The sequence below is a fragment of the Desulfovibrio sp. Huiquan2017 genome (genome assembly GCF_017351175.1).
GTDB lineage: Bacteria > Desulfobacterota > Desulfovibrionia > Desulfovibrionales > Desulfovibrionaceae > Pseudodesulfovibrio.
On sequence record NZ_JAFMPN010000010.1, the window covers coordinates 171,591 to 189,075 of the forward strand.

Sequence of the window (17,485 nt, forward strand, 5' to 3'; positions counted from 1 at the left end):
GGACCGGCAAAAAAGTTGGAGAGGCCAGGCCTCTCCAACCTTTTCAATCAGTTATATCAAACGCTGCCGAATCAATATTTTCGGCTGCGCTACACCGTCGGCACGTCCACCAGGAGCGGGCTTTCTTCCAACTCCTCAAGGAACTTGTCGGGGCGTTCAGGCTGGTCGGGCACGCTGATCTCGGCATCCGTATATTTGCGGAAGCCGGTTCCGGCGGGCACCAACCGGCCCACGATAACGTTTTCCTTCAGGCCGTGCAGGTGGTCGGTCTTCCCCTTCATGGAGGCTTCGGTCAGGACCTTGGTGGTTTCCTGGAACGAAGCGGCGGAGATGAAGGAGTCCGTGGACAGCGAAGCCTGAGTGATGCCCAGAACCAGGGTCTCGGCCACCGCGGGCTTGCCGCCCTCGGCCGCAACCTTGGAATTCTCCTCCATGAACCGCTGCTTGTCCACCTGTTCTCCGATGAGGAAGGAGGTGGAGCCGGGGTTCAGGATGGAGACCTTCTTGAGCATCTGGCGCACAATGATCTCAATGTGCTTATCGTTGATGTTGACGCCCTGGAAGCGGTACACATCCTGAATTTCCTCGACCAGGTAACGGGCCAGATACTTCTCGCCCTTGATCCGCAGGATGTCGTGCAGCTCCGGGGAGCCTTCGGTCAGCAGGTCGCCGGCTTCGACGAAGTCGGATTCCTGAACCGTGATGTGCTTGCCTTTGGGAATCAGGAATTCCTTGGCGTCGCCGGTTTCGGGAGTGACCACGACCTTGCGCTTGCCCTTGGTCTCGGGACCGAAGGTGACGATGCCGTCGATGGACGAAACGACGCCCAGATCCTTGGGCTTGCGCACCTCGAAGAGCTCGGCCACGCGCGGCAGACCGCCGACGATGTCCTTGGTCTTGGAGGACTCACGCGGCTTACGCGCGATGACGTCGCCCGCTCGGACCGTGTCGCCGTCCTTGACCATGAGGATGGCACCCACCGGCATGGCGAAGTTGGCGTCGATGTCGGTACCGGGCCGGTGCACGGGAGAACCGTCCTCGCCCAGCAGGGTCACGGCCGGGCGATAGTTGGTCGTCCGGTATTCCATGATGGTGAAGGACGCCTTGGAGGTGCGGTCCTCCTGGACCGTCTTGCCTTCGATGATGTCCTTGAACTTGATGACACCGGACACATCGACGATGAACGGTTCCATGTACGGATCCCATTCGGCCAGCGGAGTGCCCTTCTTGATCTCCTGTCCTTCGTCCACCAGCAGGCGCGCGCCGGACGGGAGCACGTATTTCTCGCGCTCACGGCCCTGCTCGTCCACGATGCCCACCTGGCAGCTCTTGCCGAGCACCATCTTGTCGCCGTCGGAGTTGACGACGGTGCGCATGCGCGAGGTGGTCACGCGGCCATTGTGCTGGGACTCGATGTTGGAGGACTCGATTTCCTTGGAGGCGGTACCGCCGATATGGAAGGTACGCATGGTCAACTGGGTGCCGGGCTCGCCGATGGACTGTGCGGCGATGATGCCGACGGTCTCGCCCACGTTGACCAGGTGCCCCCGAGCCAGATCCCGGCCGTAGCACATGGCGCAGACGCCGTGCTTGGACTTGCAGGTCAGGCCGGAGCGGATGATGATGGAGTTCACGCCCGAGGCGTCGAGCTTCTTGGCGTACGCATCGTCGATCATGGTGTTGGCGGGGATGACCAGTTTGCCGGTCTCCTCGTCATAGGTATCGAACATGGTCACGCGGCCCAGCACGCGTTCGGCCAGGCGCTGCTTGATCTCGCCGCCCTTGATGTAGTGAGTCAGCTCAAGCCCGTCCACGGTGCCGCAGTCGAGCTCGGACACGGTCACGTCCTGGACCACATCCACCAGGCGGCGGGTCAGGTAACCGGAGTTCGCGGTCTTGAGCGCGGTGTCGGCCAGACCCTTCCGGGCGCCGTGGGTGGAGATGAAGTACTGCAGAACCGACAGACCTTCGCGAAAGCTCGCCGTAATCGGGGTCTCGATGATCTCGCCCGAAGGCTTGGCCATGAGGCCGCGCATGCCGGCCAACTGGCGCATCTGGTCCTGGTTGCCTCGCGCGCCGGAAGTGGCCATCATGTAGATGGGGTTGAAGCTCGAATTGACTTCGGTATTACCGGTCTTGGGATCGAACAGGACGTCGGTGGACATCTCCTTCATCATTTCGTTGGAGATGTCGTTGGTCACCTTGGTCCAGACGTCGACGACCTTGTTGTATTTCTCGGTACGGGTGATGATGCCGTCCTGGAACTGGTTTTCGATCTCGTCCACTTCGGCGTTGGCCGTCGCGAGCATCTTCGGCTTGTTGTCCGGGATCTTGAGGTCCTTGACGCCGATGGTCACACCGGCGCGAGTGGCGTACTCGTAACCCAGGTCCTTGATGCGGTCGCACAGGATGACCGTGGCCTTGGTGCCCGCCAGGCGGTAGGCGCCGGAGACCAGAGCGGCGATGTTCTTCTTGTTCAACACGCAGTTGACCAGTTCGAACGGGACCTTCTCGGGCAGGATCTCGCTGACGATGATGCGGCCCGTGGTGGTCTCGACGATCTCGCCGTTCATGCGCACCTTGATGCGGGCATGGATGCCGACCACGCCGAAGTCGTGAGCCGAGATGACCTCTTCGGGACTCGAAAAGGTCATGCCCTCGCCCTTTTCAAAGGAACGCGGCGTGGTCAGGTAGTACAGCCCGAGAACGATGTCCTGGGACGGGTTGATGATCGGCGAACCGTTGGACGGGCTGAGGATGTTGTTGGAAGACATCATCAGCACGCGGCACTCGATCTGCGCCTCCACGGACAGGGGCACGTGCACGGCCATCTGGTCGCCGTCGAAGTCCGCGTTGTAGGCGGAACAGACGAGCGGATGCAGCTGGATGGCCTTGCCCTCGACGAGCAGCGGCTCGAAGGCCTGGATGCCCAGGCGGTGCAGAGTCGGAGCGCGGTTGAGCATGATCGGGTATTCGCGGACCACGTCCTCCAGGATATCCCAGACGACCAGGTCCTCGCGCTCGACCATTTTCTTGGCGGATTTGATGGTCGTGGCGATCTCGCGCTTTTCCAGCTCCGAGTAGATGAACGGCTTGAACAGTTCGAGCGCCATCTTCTTGGGCAGGCCGCACTGGTGCAGCTTAAGCTTGGGACCGACCACGATGACCGAACGGCCGGAGTAGTCAACGCGCTTGCCGAGCAGGTTCTGGCGGAACCGGCCCTGCTTGCCCTTGATCATGTCGGACAGCGACTTGAGCGGACGGCCGTTGGTGCCGGTAATGGCCCGGCCGCGACGACCGTTGTCGAACAGGGCGTCCACGGCCTCCTGCAACATGCGCTTCTCGTTGCGGATGATGATCTCGGGCGCGCCGAGTTCGAGCAGCCGCTTGAGACGGTTGTTGCGGTTGATGACACGGCGGTACAGATCGTTGAGGTCCGAGGTGGCGAAACGACCGCCGTCCAGGGGGACCAGCGGGCGCAGCTCGGGCGGGATGATGGGAATCACTTCCATGATCATCCACTCGGGCTTGTTGCCGGACTCAAGGAAGGCCTCGACGATCTTCAGCCGCTTGGTGATTTTCTTCTTCTTGGTCTGGGACCGGGTGGTCTGCGATTCCTCGCGCAGTTCGGTGCGCAAAGTCGGCAGGTCCAGGGCCTGGAGCATGGTCCGCACGGTTTCCGCGCCCATGCCCACGGTCAGGGCGTCCTCGCCGAAGTGGTCGATGACCTGGAAATACTGATCCTCGCTGACCACCTGATGCTTCTTGAGCGGGGTCTCGCCCGGATCAAGCACGATGAAGGAGTCGAAGTACAGGACCTTTTCCAGGTCGGCCATGGTGATGTCGAGCAGCGTGCCGATCTTGGACGGCAGGGTCTTCAGGAACCAGATATGCGCCACGGGCGCGGCCAGTTCGATGTGCCCCATGCGTTCGCGGCGGACCTTGGAGGCGATGACCTCAACGCCGCACTTCTCGCAGACGATGCCGCGATGCTTCATGCGCTTGTATTTGCCGCAGTTGCACTCATAGTCCTTCACCGGGCCGAAGATCTTGGCGCAAAACAGGCCGTCCCGCTCCGGTTTGAAGGTCCGGTAGTTGATGGTCTCCGGTTTCTTGACTTCACCGTAGGACCACTCCCGGATGGTTTCGGGCGCAGCTATGGATATCTGGATAGCCTTCAAATTGCGGCCTTGGGCAGCCGCGTTCGGCGCTCCACGTAAGGTGAACAGATCGTCCAACGTCATGGATATCCCCTATCGTAAAATGTTATCTCATGCCCGGCCGGTTCGAAAACCGGCCGGGCCTATTACCTTATATGCGTCCGGTCCTAGTCCACCAGCGGCCGGGGTCCCGCCGGGATGGCGGCGGGCTGCTGCGGCTGGCCGGGGCGCTTGCGGTCCTCGTAGTGCAGGGTCACGTCCAGACCCAACGACATGAGTTCCTTGACCAAGACGTTGAAGGATTCCGGCAGACCGGCTTCCAGGAAGTTGTCGCCCTTGACGATCTTCTCGTACATCTTCACGCGGCCCTGGACATCGTCGGACTTGACGGTCAGGAACTCCTGCAGAAGATAGGCGGCGCCGTAGGCCTCCAGGGCCCAGACTTCCATCTCGCCCAGCCGCTGGCCGCCAAACTGGGCCTTACCGCCCAGGGGCTGCTGCGTGACCAGGGAGTAAGGTCCGGTGGACCGGGCATGGATCTTCTCGTCAACCAGGTGGTGCAACTTGAGATAGTACATGATGCCCACGGTGACCCGGTTATGGAACGGTTCGCCGGTCCGGCCGTCATACAGGATGAACTTGCCGTCCGAGGCGAGACCGGCCTTTTCCAACCAGCCCCAGATGCCCTCTTCCGCGGCGCCGTCGAAGACCGGAGTCTTGGCGACGATGCCGTTCTTGAGCTTCTTGACCGCGTCCACGAACTCCTCGTCGGACATAGTGTCGATGAGTTCGTTCATGTCCGGGGTGGCGAGAATCGACTTGACTTCCTCACGAATGTTCTTGAGGGAGTTGTCGCTCTCTTCGAGCATCTGCTGGACCTGCTGGCCGAGCTTGCGACCCGCCATGCCCAGGTGCGTTTCCATGATCTGCCCGATGTTCATTCGGGAGGGAACGCCCAGAGGGTTCAGGACGATGTCCATGGAGGTGCCGTCTTCAAAGAACGGCATGTCCTCCTCGGGCAGAATGCAGGACACGACACCCTTGTTGCCGTGACGGCCGGCCATCTTATCGCCCACGGAGAGCTTGCGCTTCACCGCGACGTAGACCTTGACCATCTTGATGACACCCGGGGGCAGATCGTCGCCCTCGGTCACCTTCTCGCGCTTGACGTCGTAGATGTTCTTGATGAAGGCGATCTGCTGCTCGTAGTCGGCCACGATCAGCTTAAGCTGGTCGTTGGCCTCGCGGTCGAACAGACCGATGAGCTTCTTGACCGGCACGGAGTCCACGGCCTCGCGGTCGATGACTTCGCCGGTCTTGCCCAGCAAGGCCTTCTTGGGACCGGCCAGGTCCTTCTTCAGCTTGGCCCCCTCGACCACGGTCCAGACCTTTTCCCGGATCGTATCGGTCAGAGCGGCGATGTGCTTCTGCTCCTTGACGTCGAAGGCCGCCAACTCGGCGTCCTCGATGGCCTTGGTGCGGTCGTCCTTCTCGCCGGAGCGGCGGTTGAAGACCTTCACATCGACGATGGTGCCGGAGATTCCCGGCGGAACCTTGAGCGACGTATTCTTCACGTCGCGGGCCTTGTCGCCGAAGATGGCTCGCAGAAGCTTCTCTTCCGGGGTCAGCTGGGTCTCGCCCTTGGGCGTGATCTTGCCGACCATGATGTCGTCGGGCTTGATCCGGGCGCCGATGCGGATAATGCCGCATTCGTCGAGGTTCCGAAGCATTTCCTCCGACACGTTGGAGATGTCGCGGGTCACTTCCTCGGGTCCGAGCTTCGTGTCGCGGGCGACCAGCTCAAACTCCTCGATGTGGATGGAGGTGTAGACATCCTCCTTGACCATGCGCTCGGAGATGAGGACGGAGTCCTCGTAGTTGAAACCGCACCAGGGCATGAAAGCGACCAGCAGGTTCTTGCCGAGCGCGAGCTCGCCGTGATCGATGCCAGGACCGTCGGCCAGGACATCACCCTTCTTGACCCGCTGCCCGACCTGGACGCGAGGCGTCTGGCCAAAGCAGGAGTTCTGGTTGGACTTGTGCCACTTCTGCAGTTCGTAATGCTTCGAGCCGCCGCTTTCGGGGAACAGCCCGTTGTCGTAATTGATGATGATGCGTTCGGCGTCCACGTAGTGGATGACGCCGTCTTCCTTGGCCAGCACGCAGGCCCCGGAGTCGCGGGCCACAGGGCCTTCCATGTCGGTGCCGACGAGCGGCTCCTCGGCCTGGAGCAACGGCACCGCCTGGCGCATCATGTTGGAGCCCATCAGCGCGCGGTTGGCGTCGTCGTGCTCCAGGAAAGGAATCAGCGCGGCCGAGATGGAGACCGTCTGGCTCGGGCTGATGTCCATGCAGGTGACGTCTTCAGCGGCGGTCAACTGCACTTCGCCGGCCCAGCGGGCGTTGACGCGCTGGTTGACGAAAACGCCGTTCTTGTCCAGGGGAGCGTTGGCCTGGGCCACCACTTCCTTGGCTTCCTTGGAGGCGTCCATATACGTAATGACGTCGGTGATCTTCTTGTCGATCACCTTACGGTACGGGGTCTCAATGAACCCGTAGTCATTGACCTTGGCGTAGGTGGTCAGGGAAACGATCAGGCCGATATTCGGGCCTTCAGGCGTTTCGATCGGGCAGATGCGGCCGTAGTGCGAGGTATGCACGTCGCGCACTTCGAAGCCCGCGCGCTCGCGGGTCAGGCCGCCGGGTCCCAGGGCCGACAGGCGGCGCTTATGGGTGACCTCGGAAAGCGGGTTGGTCTGGTCCATGAACTGGCTGAGCTGGGAGGTTCCAAAGAACTCCTTCAACACGGCGGCAACCGGCTTGGGGTTGATCAGGTCATGGGGCATCAGAGTGGCCACTTCCTGCAGGGACATGCGCTCCTTGATGGCGCGCTCCATGCGGACCAGGCCGATGCGGTACTGGTTCTCGACCAGCTCGCCCACGGGCCGCACGCGGCGGTTGCCCAGGTGGTCGATATCGTCCGCCGGGCCGTGGGAGTCCTTCAAGCGCATCAGTTCCTTGACCGCGAGGAGAATATCCTCGTTGGTCAGGGTGCGGATGGACAGATCCACGTCCTGGTTCAGGCGGGAATTGAGCTTGTAGCGGCCCACGCTGGACAAGTCGTAGTAGTCGGAGGAGCGGAACAGATTCTCGAAGAAGCTGGCCGCGATCTCGGGCGTGGGCGGGGAGCTGGGACGCAACCTGCGGTAAATCTCGATCTGGGCGGACTCCATGTCCGTGGTCTTGTCGAGCAGCAGGGTGTCGCGCAGGGCGGAGGAAACCTCCATGCCGCGCGTGTGCAACACGTCCAGGTCCTTGATCTTGGCGTCGCGGAGCTTCTCGATGAGGTCCGGGGTCAGCTCTTCGGCGGCCTCGGCGATGACCTCGCCGTTCTTGTCCACCATGTCGCGCGCCAGGAACAGGCCGATCAGGGAGTCGGGATCGACCTCGAGGGCCTTGACCTCGGCACGGATCAGCTTCTTCCAGGCGCCCTTGGTGATGTCCACGCCCTTCTTGAGGACGGACTTGCCGTCGATATCCATGTCCGCGAAGGCGGGTTCCTTGCGATACTGTTCGGCCACCACCGTGCGCGTGACCTTGGTCTTGAGCAGGGTGTAGGATTCGATATCGTAGAAGTAATCGAGAATGTCGGCACGCGACAGCCCCATGGCCTTCAGCAGAATGGTCACGGGCATCTTGCGGCGGCGGTCGATGCGGACGTAGAGGATGTCCTTGTGGTCGAAGTCGAAGTCCAGCCAGGAACCGCGCATGGGAATGATGCGGCTCGAATAGAGAACCTTGCGGCTGGAGTGCGACTTGCCCGAATCATGCTCAAAGATGATGCCCGGGGAGCGCTGCAACTGGTTCACGATGACGCGCTCCGTGCCGTTGATGACATAGGTGCCCTTCTCGGTCATCAGCGGGAGCGTCCCGAAGTATATGTCCTGTTCCTTGATGTCGCGAATCGTGCGGTTGTCGGTCTCTTCATCCACGTCAAAAACTACGAGACGGACGGTGATACGGATGGGCGTCTCATAGGTCAGACCCTTGGAGATGCACTCATCGACGTCGTATTTTGGTTCGCCGATTTCATAGGACACGAAATCAAGGCTAGCGGTCTTGTTGAAATCTTCAATGGGAAAAACGGACCTGAACACGCCTTCGAGCCCGAAGTCGCCGCGGCTGGCAGGCGGAGTGTCCGCCTGGAGGAAACGATTGTACGAATCCACCTGAAGCTCCAGCAGGTGCGGAATGGGGAGCGTGTTGACGATTTTGCCGAATTTTTTTCTCAGTTGACCCATTGTACCCTCATGCATGAGCGGTTGATGGTTGGGGCGCGGGGCGGAGAGCCCTTGCCCTCTGTCTGGCGCATCGGCCGATTAGAGCGACCGTTGCGGAAAATGGGTAGATAAGCTGCAGCCGGAACCAAAAACCCGGCACACCGACGAGGAGTAGATTTGCATCATGCAGCGCCTAAACCCAAATAGCGAAAGGCGATTAATCCAGTATATATACATACAGAGCAAAGAGCGCAACGCCCTTTTTGGGAGGGCGAGCGCTCTTTGCTTTGTGAGCTTAAGGCGTTGAAGTTACTTGACTTCAACTTCGGCGCCAGCTTCCTGCAGCTGCTTGGCAGCCTCGTCAGCCTCGTCCTTGGAGACGCCTTCCTTCAGAGCCTTGGGCGCTTCGTCAACCAGAGCCTTGGCTTCCTTCAGGCCCAGGCCGGTGATGGCGCGGACAGCCTTGATGACGGCGATCTTGTTGCCGCCGGCGCCGGTCAGGACGACGTCGAACTCGGTCTGCTCTTCCTCAGCGGCAGCATCGCCACCGGCGGCCGGAGCAGCGGCCACGGCAACCGCGGGAGCGGCGGCCTCGACGCCGAAGACGTCTTCGAGTTCCTTGATGAATTCGGACAGTTCCAGGACGGTCATGTTGCCGATGAACTCGACGACCTGCTCTTTGGTGATATCAGCCATGATAGATCTCCTTGAAATTGATTCGCTTTGAACCTGTGTTTTACGCGGCTTCCTTCTGTTCCTTGATGGCGGTCAAGGCATACAGGAACTTGCGCTCGATGTTTGCGAACAGACAGACGAAATTGCGAGGTACGGCCTGCATCGTGCCGAGAAGGGAACTCAAGAGCTCAGGCTTGCTGGGCATCTTGGCGAGTTCCTTCACTGCGTCGCTGTCAAGAAATTGGCCTTCGAGAGTGCCGTAACGCATGGCGAACTTCTTGTTCGTCTTGGCGTAATCGGCAAGCGCCTTGGCAAGGGCTACGGGATCTTCGTAACCCAGCGCAATGGCGCAGTTCTCTTTAAGGTGTTCGCTCAATACACCGTGATCGGTGTCGTTGAGAGCCAACCGGGCCAGGGTATTCTTGACGACTTGGTAATCGACGCCGATTTCGAAGCACTTGGCGCGCAACTGGGTCATTTCCTCAACGGTCATGCCCTTGAAATCGGTGACGACGGCGATGCTGGCGCGCGAAGCTTTTTCGTGCAGCTGCTCGATGATCTGGGCTTTTTCTTGCCTGTTCATCTACCACTCCTCGTCGTTCGGCCCGGAAAGCAGGTCAAAGCGTTGTCTGAGCAGGAAATTAAGGGGACACAACCCCACCTGCCTTCTCTGACTCAACCTTCCGTGCGATTATCTACAGGACCCCGCAAAGCGGGGTCCGGCATTCCAACTTGTTAAGACTTAGACTTCCAAAAACTTGCGGACGGTCAGGGGGTCGATCTTGACGCCCGGGCCCATGGTCGAGGAAACGGCCAGCGCCTTCATGTACGTGCCCTTCGCGGAGGAAGGCTTCATGCGCATGACGGTGTCCAGCAGCGCCTTCAGGTTCTCCAGGAGCTTGTCGGGGCCGAAGGAGACCTTGCCGATGGGAGCGTGCAGCACGCCGGCCTTGTCCACCTTGAACTCGACCTTACCGGCCTTGAGTTCGCTGACGGCCTTGGCCACGTCCATGGTCACGGTGCCGGTCTTGGCGTTGGGCATCAGGCCACGGGGGCCGAGCACACGGCCGATCTTGCCGACCACGGCCATCATGTCCGGGGTGGCCACAGCCTTGTCGAAATCGAGCCAGCCGGACTGGATCTTCTCGACCAGTTCGTCGGAACCGTAGAAATCGGCACCGGCTTCCTTGGCCTCGTTTTCCTTGTCCCCCTTGCAGAAAACGGCCACGCGGACGTCTTTGCCCAGCCCATTGGGCAGGGAGACGGCACCGCGGATCATCTGATCGGAGTACTTCGGATCCACACCGAGGTTGATGGCCACATCCACGGTCTCGTCGAACTTGGCGTAGGCAGCAGCAACGGCGGCCTTCACGCCCTCTTCGACATCAACGCGCACGGCGATGTCGCGATCACCCACGGCGTTGCGGTATTTTTTTCCATGCTTAGGCATATTCATTCACCTCGTTAGGCCTTCACGTCGAGGCCCATGCTGCGGGCAGTGCCCTCAATCTGAAGCATGGCGTGCTCGATGTCATTGGCGTTCAAGTCAGCCATCTTCAACTCGGCGATCTCTTTGATCTGGGCCTTGGTGACCTTGCCGACCTTGACCTTGTTGGGTTCCCCGGAGCCCTTTTCGAGCTTGGCGGCCTTAAGCAGGAGCACCGCCGCCGGGGGGGTCTTGGTAATGAAGTCGAAGGAGCGGTCCGCATACACGGTGATGACCACCGGGATAATCAGGCCCTTCTGGTCCTGCGTCTTGGCGTTGAACGCCTTGCAGAACTCCATGATGTTCACGCCGTGCTGGCCCAGGGCCGGACCGACCGGCGGGGACGGGTTGGCGGAGCCTGCGGGGATCTGCAGTTTAATCTTTCCTAATTCTTTCTTAGCCATTATCGTATTCCTCGATGAGAAATTTCGCTGTTAGCGACAACCCGGGCTATCCCTTGTCCACCTGGACAAAATCAAGCTCCACAGGAGTCTGACGCCCGAAGATAGAGACGGATACTTTGAGCTTGCCCTTGTCGTAATTGACTTCTTCCACAACACCATTGAAGCCGGAAAACGGGCCGTCGATGACCCGAACATCGTCACCGCGTTCGAAATTGAACTTGGGACGGGGTTTTTCCTGACGGCTTTCCATCATGTTGAGGATGTTCTCCGCCTCGCTGTCGCGCATGGGCGTCGGACGGTTCTTGCCGCCGACGAATCCTGTCACGCGCGGAATGGACTGGATAAGATGCCAGGAATCGTCGGTCAGGATCATTTTGATCATGATGTAGCCCGGATAGAACTTGCGGGTCGATGTCTTCCGCTCACCCTTGACCATCTCGACGATCTTTTCGGTGGGCATGACGACTTCCTCAATGAGGCCCTTGTCCTGTCCGGTGCGCATCATTTCACGCACGGTCTGTTCCACGCGCTGCTCGAAGCCCGAGTAGGTGTGGACGATGTACCAGCGTGCACGAGGCGCTGCGTGTTCCATTGTGGCATCCATGTTCTGTTCCAGCCTTTGCAAGTAGCTTTGGTCCTTAGAGGATGGCCTCGACGATCTTCGAGAGCGCCAGGTCAACGACACCCAGGTAGATAGCGATGACCACGGAAACGACCAGCACGGCGATGCACGTAGTGACGGTCTCCTTGCGGGTCGGCCAGACCACCTTCTTGATCTCGACCTTGGACTCCTCAAAAAATTCAGTGAATTCCTTGATTTTGCCCTTAAGACCGGCTGCCTGGGACTGTGCGGTCTGCTTTTCAGCGACCTTCTTGCCTTTCTTCTTGGCCATATCTCGTTATCCCAAATTATTGAGCGGTTGGCGGGGCCTTGCTGTTTTACGAGCAAGACCCCGCGCCGCTTTCAAAGACTTAGTTGGCAGGGGCAGAGGGATTCGAACCCCCAACATCCGGTTTTGGAGACCGGCGTTCTAGCCGTTGGAACTATGCCCCTGCGCTATAGAAGCTACTTGGACTCTTTGTGGACAGTGTGCTTCTTGTCCCAGGGACAATACTTGGACACTTCCAACCGTCCGGTAGTATTCTTCTTGTTCTTCTGCGTCGCGTAATTCTTACGCTTGCACTCGGTGCACTGCAGCTGAATGTTGACTCGCATGATTACTCCACGATCTCGGTGACGACACCGGCGCCGACGGTACGGCCACCTTCGCGGATGGCGAAGCGCAGACCGACTTCCATGGCGATGGGGTGGATCATCTCGACATTGAAGGTGGCGTTGTCGCCGGGCATAACCATCTCGACGCCCTCATCCAGGGTGACGACACCAGTGATGTCGGTCGTCCGGAAGTAGAACTGGGGACGGTAGCCGGTGAAGAACGGGGTGTGACGGCCGCCCTCGTCCTTGGACAGGACGTAGACTTCGGCCTTGAACTTGGTGTGCGGAGTGATGGAGCCGGGCTTGGCGGCAACCTGGCCACGTTCCACTTCCTCGCGCTTCACGCCGCGGATCAGCAGACCGACGTTGTCGCCGGCCTGGCCCTGGTCGAGCAGCTTGCGGAACATTTCCACGCCGGTGCAGGTGGTCTTGATGGTGGGCTTGATGCCGATGATCTCGATTTCGTCACCGACCTTGATCACACCGCGCTCCACACGACCGGTGATAACGGTACCACGGCCGGAGATGGAGAAGACGTCCTCGACGGGCATCAGGAAAGGCATGTCGATGTCGCGCTTGGGCTCGGGGATGTACTCGTCGCAAGCGGCCAGCAGGTCGAAAATAGGCTTGGCGGCGGGATCATCGACGGAATCGCACTCCAGGGCCTTCAGGGCGGAACCCTGGATGACCGGAATGTCGTCGCCGGGGAACTCGTACTTGGACAGCAGCTCGCGGATTTCGAGCTCGACCAGTTCCAGCAGCTCTTCGTCGTCAACCATGTCGCACTTGTTCATGAAGACGACCATGGCGGGCACGCCGACCTGACGGGCGAGCAGGATGTGCTCACGAGTCTGGGGCATGGGACCGTCGGTGGCGGCGCAGACCAGGATGGCGCCATCCATCTGAGCGGCGCCGGTGATCATATTCTTAATGTAGTCGGCGTGACCGGGGCAGTCCACGTGAGCGTAGTGACGCTTTTCGGTCTCGTACTCGACGTGGGCGGTGGCGATGGTGATGCCGCGCTCTTTTTCTTCAGGAGCCTTGTCGATCTCGTCGAAGGCAACGAATTCACCGTGGCCGGCCATGGCAGCCAGCTTGGTGATGGCGGCGGTCAGCGTGGTCTTGCCATGGTCAATGTGACCGATGGTGCCGATGTTGACGTGAGGCTTGCTACGTTCAAATTTAGCTTTACCCATTTCAGTAACCCCCTGGATCAATAAATGTTGAGTAGGTTTCTATTTCTAAATACTTGTTGACAAGCAAAACAAAAAACGCCTTGCACTCACGGCGGGTCTGAATGGGCAGCCTCATCCTTATGGGGATGCGCTCTGCCGACCAAAGCACGTGAGCACAGCCATACACTGCTTATAAGGATGATGGAAGAGAGAGAGATGGCTCGATGGAGCGGGAAACGGGACTCGAACCCGCAACCCTCAGCTTGGAAGGCTGATGCTCTAGCCAATTGAGCTATTCCCGCTCACTCTCTGTAGTTCCATCGGCGACCTCACGATCGGCCTCCTACAGCGTGACTCGAAAAGTGGTGGTGGGGGGAGGATTTGAACCTCCGAAGGCGTATGCCGACAGATTTACAGTCTGTTCCCTTTGGCCACTCGGGAACCCCACCATTGTGTCTTACTGGAGCTGGCGATGGGACTTGAACCCGCAACCGGCTGATTACAAATCAGCTGCTCTACCAGTTGAGCTACGCCAGCCAACCGGGAACGAAGTCTATATACGCCGCTATGTCAAAAATCAAGAGTTTTCAACGACCTTTTTTCTCCCTCGCGGGAAAGTCGTCTTGCGCTCGAAGACGGGCCGGTGTAATGATAAAAGCGTCCCTTTGTCAACCCTGCCCCTGTATTTTTTTTCAAATTCCTTTCACTTTCCACTCCCCCTCCCTCCGGCGCCCATTCGCTCCCACCGGGCATTTTCGCTATAATCGCCGACCCCGGCAGCACGGGCTGCGGTACATCCGCCAAGCAAACACGACTCGTCCCAAACGCATGAAACCGTCCCCTTCTTCTTCGTCGTCCTCGTCCTGACCCACGACTTGGGGAAACAGATCGGGTCGATCCGGACAGCGGCGAACGCCGAGGCCTGGCATATGCGGGAAAACGGGCCTTCAATATTGAGAGGGTTCGCGCTATCATGAGCGTCGTGAGCCTCATCGCCCCTATATCCTCGGACGAGACCCTGCGCCAGAAGCTCCACGCCGTGGACATCCGGCCCGCCGACGTTCGCCGCGTGCCCATCCCCCTGGTTCAGTCCGCCGGGTATATCATTACTCTCTCCCATAGTGGACGACCGCGTCGTCCACCACAGGCAAGCCACTCTCAACGCGAGGGTCTCCTCGGGCCGCTTCCAAGCCTTTTACGACCGCTGTTACCGGTACTGAGCCCGGTTCCTTTTCCTTTGACTCACGCCGCCCGAGACCGTATGTGCATCGCATCATGAATCAATTTCCCATCACCCCCGACAGCCCTTGGCTGGCCCCACTGGCAGGCTATTCCGACCTGCCTTTCCGCCTGCTCGCGCGCCGTTACGGCTGCGTGGTGGCCTGCTCCGAAATGGTCTCGGTCAAGGGCATGGCCTTCAAGAATTCGGGCACCCGCCGGCTCATCGCCACCAGCCCCGAGGACGACCCCATGGTCCTCCAGCTCTTCGGCTCCGAAGCGCAATATTTCCCGCCGGTCATGGAAAAACTCGTTTCCATGGGCTACCGCAATTTCGACCTCAACGCGGGCTGCCCGGTGCGCAAGGTCCTCAAGTCGGGGTCCGGGGTCCAGCTCATGGAGGACCTCGACAAACTGGTCGAGCTGGCCGCCATCATGGTCGCCAAGGCCGCCGAACACCCGCGGGGAGGCCGCGTGGGCGTCAAATTCCGCCTGGGCTTCAACAAAGGCGAGGAGGTCTTCCTGGACCTGGCCCGCCGACTTGAGGACGCGGGAGTCGATTGGGTCACCCTGCATCCGCGCTACGGCAAGCAGATGTTCGCAGGCGAAGCGAACTGGGCCAAACTGGCCGAGTTGAAACAGACCGTGTCCATCCCGGTCGTCGGTTCCGGCGACCTGTTTTCGGCCGAGGACGGAGTGCGCTGCATCGAACAGACCGGCATCGACGCCGTTATGTTCGCCCGGGGCGCACTCTACGACCCGTCCATCTTCGCCCGATACACCGCCCTGCGCCGAGGCGACCCCATGCCCGTGCGCGACGGCGCCTTCCTGGCCGACATCGTCCGCGAACACATCCGCCTGACCCAGCTGTATGAAGGGGACACGCGTTCCTTCCGCAAGATCCGCTCGATCATCCCGCGCTACGCCAAGGGACTCAAGGGCATCCGCGCCCTGCGCGCCTCCCTGCTCCAATGCACGACCTGGGACGACCTGGAACAGGCCGCCCACGCCATACGGGATTTGGAACGCGCCGACCCGGATACCCCCTGGCCCCCTGTTGACGACATTTGCCAATAGCGTTTACAAACGGCTCTTAATCATTCCACACCTTTGATAAGGAAGCGGTATCAGCATGGCCACCCAGAAGACCACCGACATCCTGCTTGAAGCGGGCACCAACGAATTGGAAATCGTCGAGTTCTATCTCGAAGAGGAACCCAAGGCGTCCGACGAGACCGACCCCAACCAGGAAGAGCTGCCCCTCGAAGAGGGCCACAAACCGAGCCGCAAGGGCTACTACGGCGTCAATGTGGCCAAGGTACTTGAAATCATCCGCATGCCCAAGGTCACGGAAATGCCCGAAGTTTCCCACCCGGCCGTGCTTGGGGCCTTCAACCTGCGCTCCCGAATCATCCCCCTGCTCGACCTGTGCATCTGGCTCAAGAAGAAACGCGTGGAGAACGAGCCGCCCAAAGTCATCGTCACCGAATTCAACCAGGTCACCTCGGCCTTCATGGTCTCGGGAGTGACCCGCATCCACCGCATTTCCTGGGAAGATGTGGAGGCCCCCAACAAGTACGTCTCCGCCCTGTCCTCCGAATCCATAACCGGCGTGGTCAAGTTCGACGACCGCATCGTCTTTATCCTCGACCTGGAGCGCATCGTCTCCGAACTCAACCCGGCCATGCGGCTGCGGTTCGACGACAACTTCGAACTGGACGGCTACTCCGGCTACAAGGCCCTCATCGCCGACGACTCGCCGCTCATCCGCGAGATGATCCGCGACATGCTCGGCCAGGCCGGTTTCCAGGTGGAAAAGGCCAACAACGGCCGTGAATGCTGGGACCGCCTGGTGGAGATCAAAAAACGCGCCCTGGAGGAGGAACGCCCCATCACCGACTATGTCCAGGTTCTGGTCTCGGACATCGAGATGCCCATGATGGACGGCCACCACCTGTGCAAGCGCGTCAAGGAGGACCCGGTCCTGCGCGACCTGCCGGTCATCCTCTTCTCTTCGCTTATCACCGACAAACTCCGCCATCGGGGCGAGACCGTGGGTGCCGACGATCAGATCTCCAAACCGGAAATCACGCACTTGGCCAGACGCGCCGCCGCGTTGATCGAAGCCCGGCGAGGCGAATAATTCCAATAAGAGGAACGAAGCGGTTGTCGAATGACGCACCCGCCCGAATCGCTCCATGAAAAAGAAAAAGGCCTTCGACTCGGTAATGAGTCGAAGGCCTTTTTTGCACCCCACCTGCCATGGCCATAAAGAATGGCGGGGCCGATCCCTATGCAGCCATTCAATAGCCGACGCTCAAAGAAAAGAAGCCCCGGTCGATGACCGGGGCTTCTTTTTTGTCAAAGGGGCCGAGCCTAGCAAATCCTTGGCAATTGTTCGCCTTCGAGCATGCCCAGCAGCCGCTTGCCGCCGAGGGGGGTGACGAGGACGACCTTGCCGGGATTGGCGTCCGTCATGGTGCCGATGCGTTTGGCGTCGTGGCCGAGCGGATCGGCGCGCATGATCTCCAGCGCCTTGTCGGCGTACTCGGCGGGCAGGATGCAGATGAACTTGCCCTCGTTGGCCAGGTAGAGCGGGTCCAGGCCGAGGATGGAGCAGCCGCCCTTGACCTCGGCCCGCACGGGGATATCGCTTTCGGTCAGCTCGCAGCAGACGTTCGAGCTCTTGGTGATCTCGTTCAGGGTGGTGGCCAGCCCGCCGCGCGTGGGGTCGCGCAGCACATGGATCTCGGGCAACCCGCGCACAAGCTTGACCAGCAGGTGGTTGAGTGCGGCCGAGTCGGACTGGACCTTGGCCTCGAAATCGAGACCCTCGCGGGTGCCGAGCACGGTCAGGCCGTGGTCGCCCAT

General features: G+C 60.1%; 13 protein-coding genes and 4 tRNA genes. 2 read left to right on the forward strand and 15 right to left on the reverse strand.

Annotated elements, in window-relative coordinates:
• Positions 1-89: 89 nt before the first annotated feature.
• The 14 genes from rpoC to J0909_RS10505 form a co-directional block, all read right to left on the reverse strand.
• Positions 90-4,244, reverse strand: coding sequence for a DNA-directed RNA polymerase subunit beta' (gene rpoC, locus J0909_RS10440; protein WP_207262637.1), 4,155 nt, complete (start codon positions 4,242-4,244; stop codon positions 90-92).
• Between the two features lie 83 nt (positions 4,245-4,327).
• Positions 4,328-8,461, reverse strand: coding sequence for a DNA-directed RNA polymerase subunit beta (gene rpoB / locus J0909_RS10445; protein WP_207262639.1), 4,134 nt, complete (start codon positions 8,459-8,461; stop codon positions 4,328-4,330).
• Between the two features lie 288 nt (positions 8,462-8,749).
• Positions 8,750-9,136, reverse strand: a complete 387-nt coding sequence (gene rplL, locus J0909_RS10450) for a 50S ribosomal protein L7/L12 (protein ID WP_286181942.1) — start codon at positions 9,134-9,136, stop codon at positions 8,750-8,752.
• 40 nt (positions 9,137-9,176) lie between these two features.
• Positions 9,177-9,698 (reverse strand): 50S ribosomal protein L10, encoded by a 522-nt coding sequence (rplJ, locus tag J0909_RS10455; RefSeq protein WP_207262641.1) that lies wholly within the window; start codon positions 9,696-9,698, stop codon positions 9,177-9,179.
• 159 nt (positions 9,699-9,857) lie between these two features.
• The gene (rplA, locus tag J0909_RS10460; protein ID WP_207262643.1) at positions 9,858-10,565 is read right to left on the reverse strand and encodes a 50S ribosomal protein L1; all 708 of its coding nucleotides are present in this window, start codon (positions 10,563-10,565) and stop codon (positions 9,858-9,860) included.
• Positions 10,566-10,579: 14 nt separating this feature from the next.
• Positions 10,580-11,005, reverse strand: a complete 426-nt coding sequence (gene rplK, locus J0909_RS10465) for a 50S ribosomal protein L11 (protein ID WP_207262644.1) — start codon at positions 11,003-11,005, stop codon at positions 10,580-10,582.
• 46 nt (positions 11,006-11,051) lie between these two features.
• Positions 11,052-11,609, reverse strand: a complete 558-nt coding sequence (nusG, locus tag J0909_RS10470; protein WP_207262645.1) for a transcription termination/antitermination protein NusG — start codon at positions 11,607-11,609, stop codon at positions 11,052-11,054.
• Positions 11,610-11,643: 34 nt separating this feature from the next.
• On the reverse strand, positions 11,644-11,898 hold the full coding sequence (gene secE, locus J0909_RS10475; RefSeq protein WP_207262646.1) for a preprotein translocase subunit SecE: 255 nt from the start codon (positions 11,896-11,898) through the stop codon (positions 11,644-11,646).
• Between the two features lie 84 nt (positions 11,899-11,982).
• A tRNA-Trp gene (locus tag J0909_RS10480) sits at positions 11,983-12,059 on the reverse strand.
• 12 nt (positions 12,060-12,071) lie between these two features.
• The gene (rpmG, locus tag J0909_RS10485) at positions 12,072-12,221 is read right to left on the reverse strand and encodes a 50S ribosomal protein L33 (RefSeq protein ID WP_071546590.1); all 150 of its coding nucleotides are present in this window, start codon (positions 12,219-12,221) and stop codon (positions 12,072-12,074) included.
• 2 nt (positions 12,222-12,223) lie between these two features.
• The gene (gene tuf, locus J0909_RS10490; protein ID WP_207262647.1) at positions 12,224-13,417 is read right to left on the reverse strand and encodes an elongation factor Tu; all 1,194 of its coding nucleotides are present in this window, start codon (positions 13,415-13,417) and stop codon (positions 12,224-12,226) included.
• A 204-nt stretch (positions 13,418-13,621) separates the two neighbouring features.
• Positions 13,622-13,698: transfer RNA gene (locus J0909_RS10495), tRNA-Gly, on the reverse strand.
• Between the two features lie 61 nt (positions 13,699-13,759).
• A tRNA-Tyr gene (locus J0909_RS10500) sits at positions 13,760-13,845 on the reverse strand.
• Between the two features lie 12 nt (positions 13,846-13,857).
• A tRNA-Thr gene (locus tag J0909_RS10505) sits at positions 13,858-13,933 on the reverse strand.
• A 738-nt stretch (positions 13,934-14,671) separates the two neighbouring features.
• On the opposite strand from J0909_RS10505, the gene J0909_RS10510 reads away from it, so the two are divergent.
• Entirely contained in the window at positions 14,672-15,691 is a 1,020-nt protein-coding gene (locus tag J0909_RS10510; RefSeq protein ID WP_207262648.1) for a tRNA dihydrouridine synthase, read from the forward strand.
• A 55-nt stretch (positions 15,692-15,746) separates the two neighbouring features.
• The gene (locus J0909_RS10515; RefSeq protein ID WP_207262649.1) at positions 15,747-16,757 is read left to right on the forward strand and encodes a chemotaxis protein; all 1,011 of its coding nucleotides are present in this window, start codon (positions 15,747-15,749) and stop codon (positions 16,755-16,757) included.
• A gap of 233 nt (positions 16,758-16,990) precedes the next feature.
• Here the strand turns inward: J0909_RS10515 and J0909_RS10520 are convergent.
• Positions 16,991-17,485, reverse strand: a 495-nt coding sequence (locus tag J0909_RS10520) for an AIR synthase-related protein (RefSeq protein WP_286181943.1), incomplete at its 5' end; no start/stop codon positions are given.

Coding starts and splice junctions, on each gene's coding strand:
- rpoC (WP_207262637.1), bottom strand. CDS start 4,244: ATGACGTTGGACGATCTGTTCACCTTACGTGGAGCGCCGAACGCGGCT.
- rpoB (WP_207262639.1), bottom strand. CDS start 8,461: ATGGGTCAACTGAGAAAAAAATTCGGCAAAATCGTCAACACGCTCCCC.
- rplL (WP_286181942.1), bottom strand. CDS start 9,136: ATGGCTGATATCACCAAAGAGCAGGTCGTCGAGTTCATCGGCAACATG.
- rplJ (WP_207262641.1), bottom strand. CDS start 9,698: ATGAACAGGCAAGAAAAAGCCCAGATCATCGAGCAGCTGCACGAAAAA.
- rplA (WP_207262643.1), bottom strand. CDS start 10,565: ATGCCTAAGCATGGAAAAAAATACCGCAACGCCGTGGGTGATCGCGAC.
- rplK (WP_207262644.1), bottom strand. CDS start 11,005: ATGGCTAAGAAAGAATTAGGAAAGATTAAACTGCAGATCCCCGCAGGC.
- nusG (WP_207262645.1), bottom strand. CDS start 11,609: ATGGATGCCACAATGGAACACGCAGCGCCTCGTGCACGCTGGTACATC.
- secE (WP_207262646.1), bottom strand. CDS start 11,898: ATGGCCAAGAAGAAAGGCAAGAAGGTCGCTGAAAAGCAGACCGCACAG.
- rpmG (WP_071546590.1), bottom strand. CDS start 12,221: ATGCGAGTCAACATTCAGCTGCAGTGCACCGAGTGCAAGCGTAAGAAT.
- tuf (WP_207262647.1), bottom strand. CDS start 13,417: ATGGGTAAAGCTAAATTTGAACGTAGCAAGCCTCACGTCAACATCGGC.
- J0909_RS10510 (WP_207262648.1), top strand. CDS start 14,672: ATGAATCAATTTCCCATCACCCCCGACAGCCCTTGGCTGGCCCCACTG.
- J0909_RS10515 (WP_207262649.1), top strand. CDS start 15,747: ATGGCCACCCAGAAGACCACCGACATCCTGCTTGAAGCGGGCACCAAC.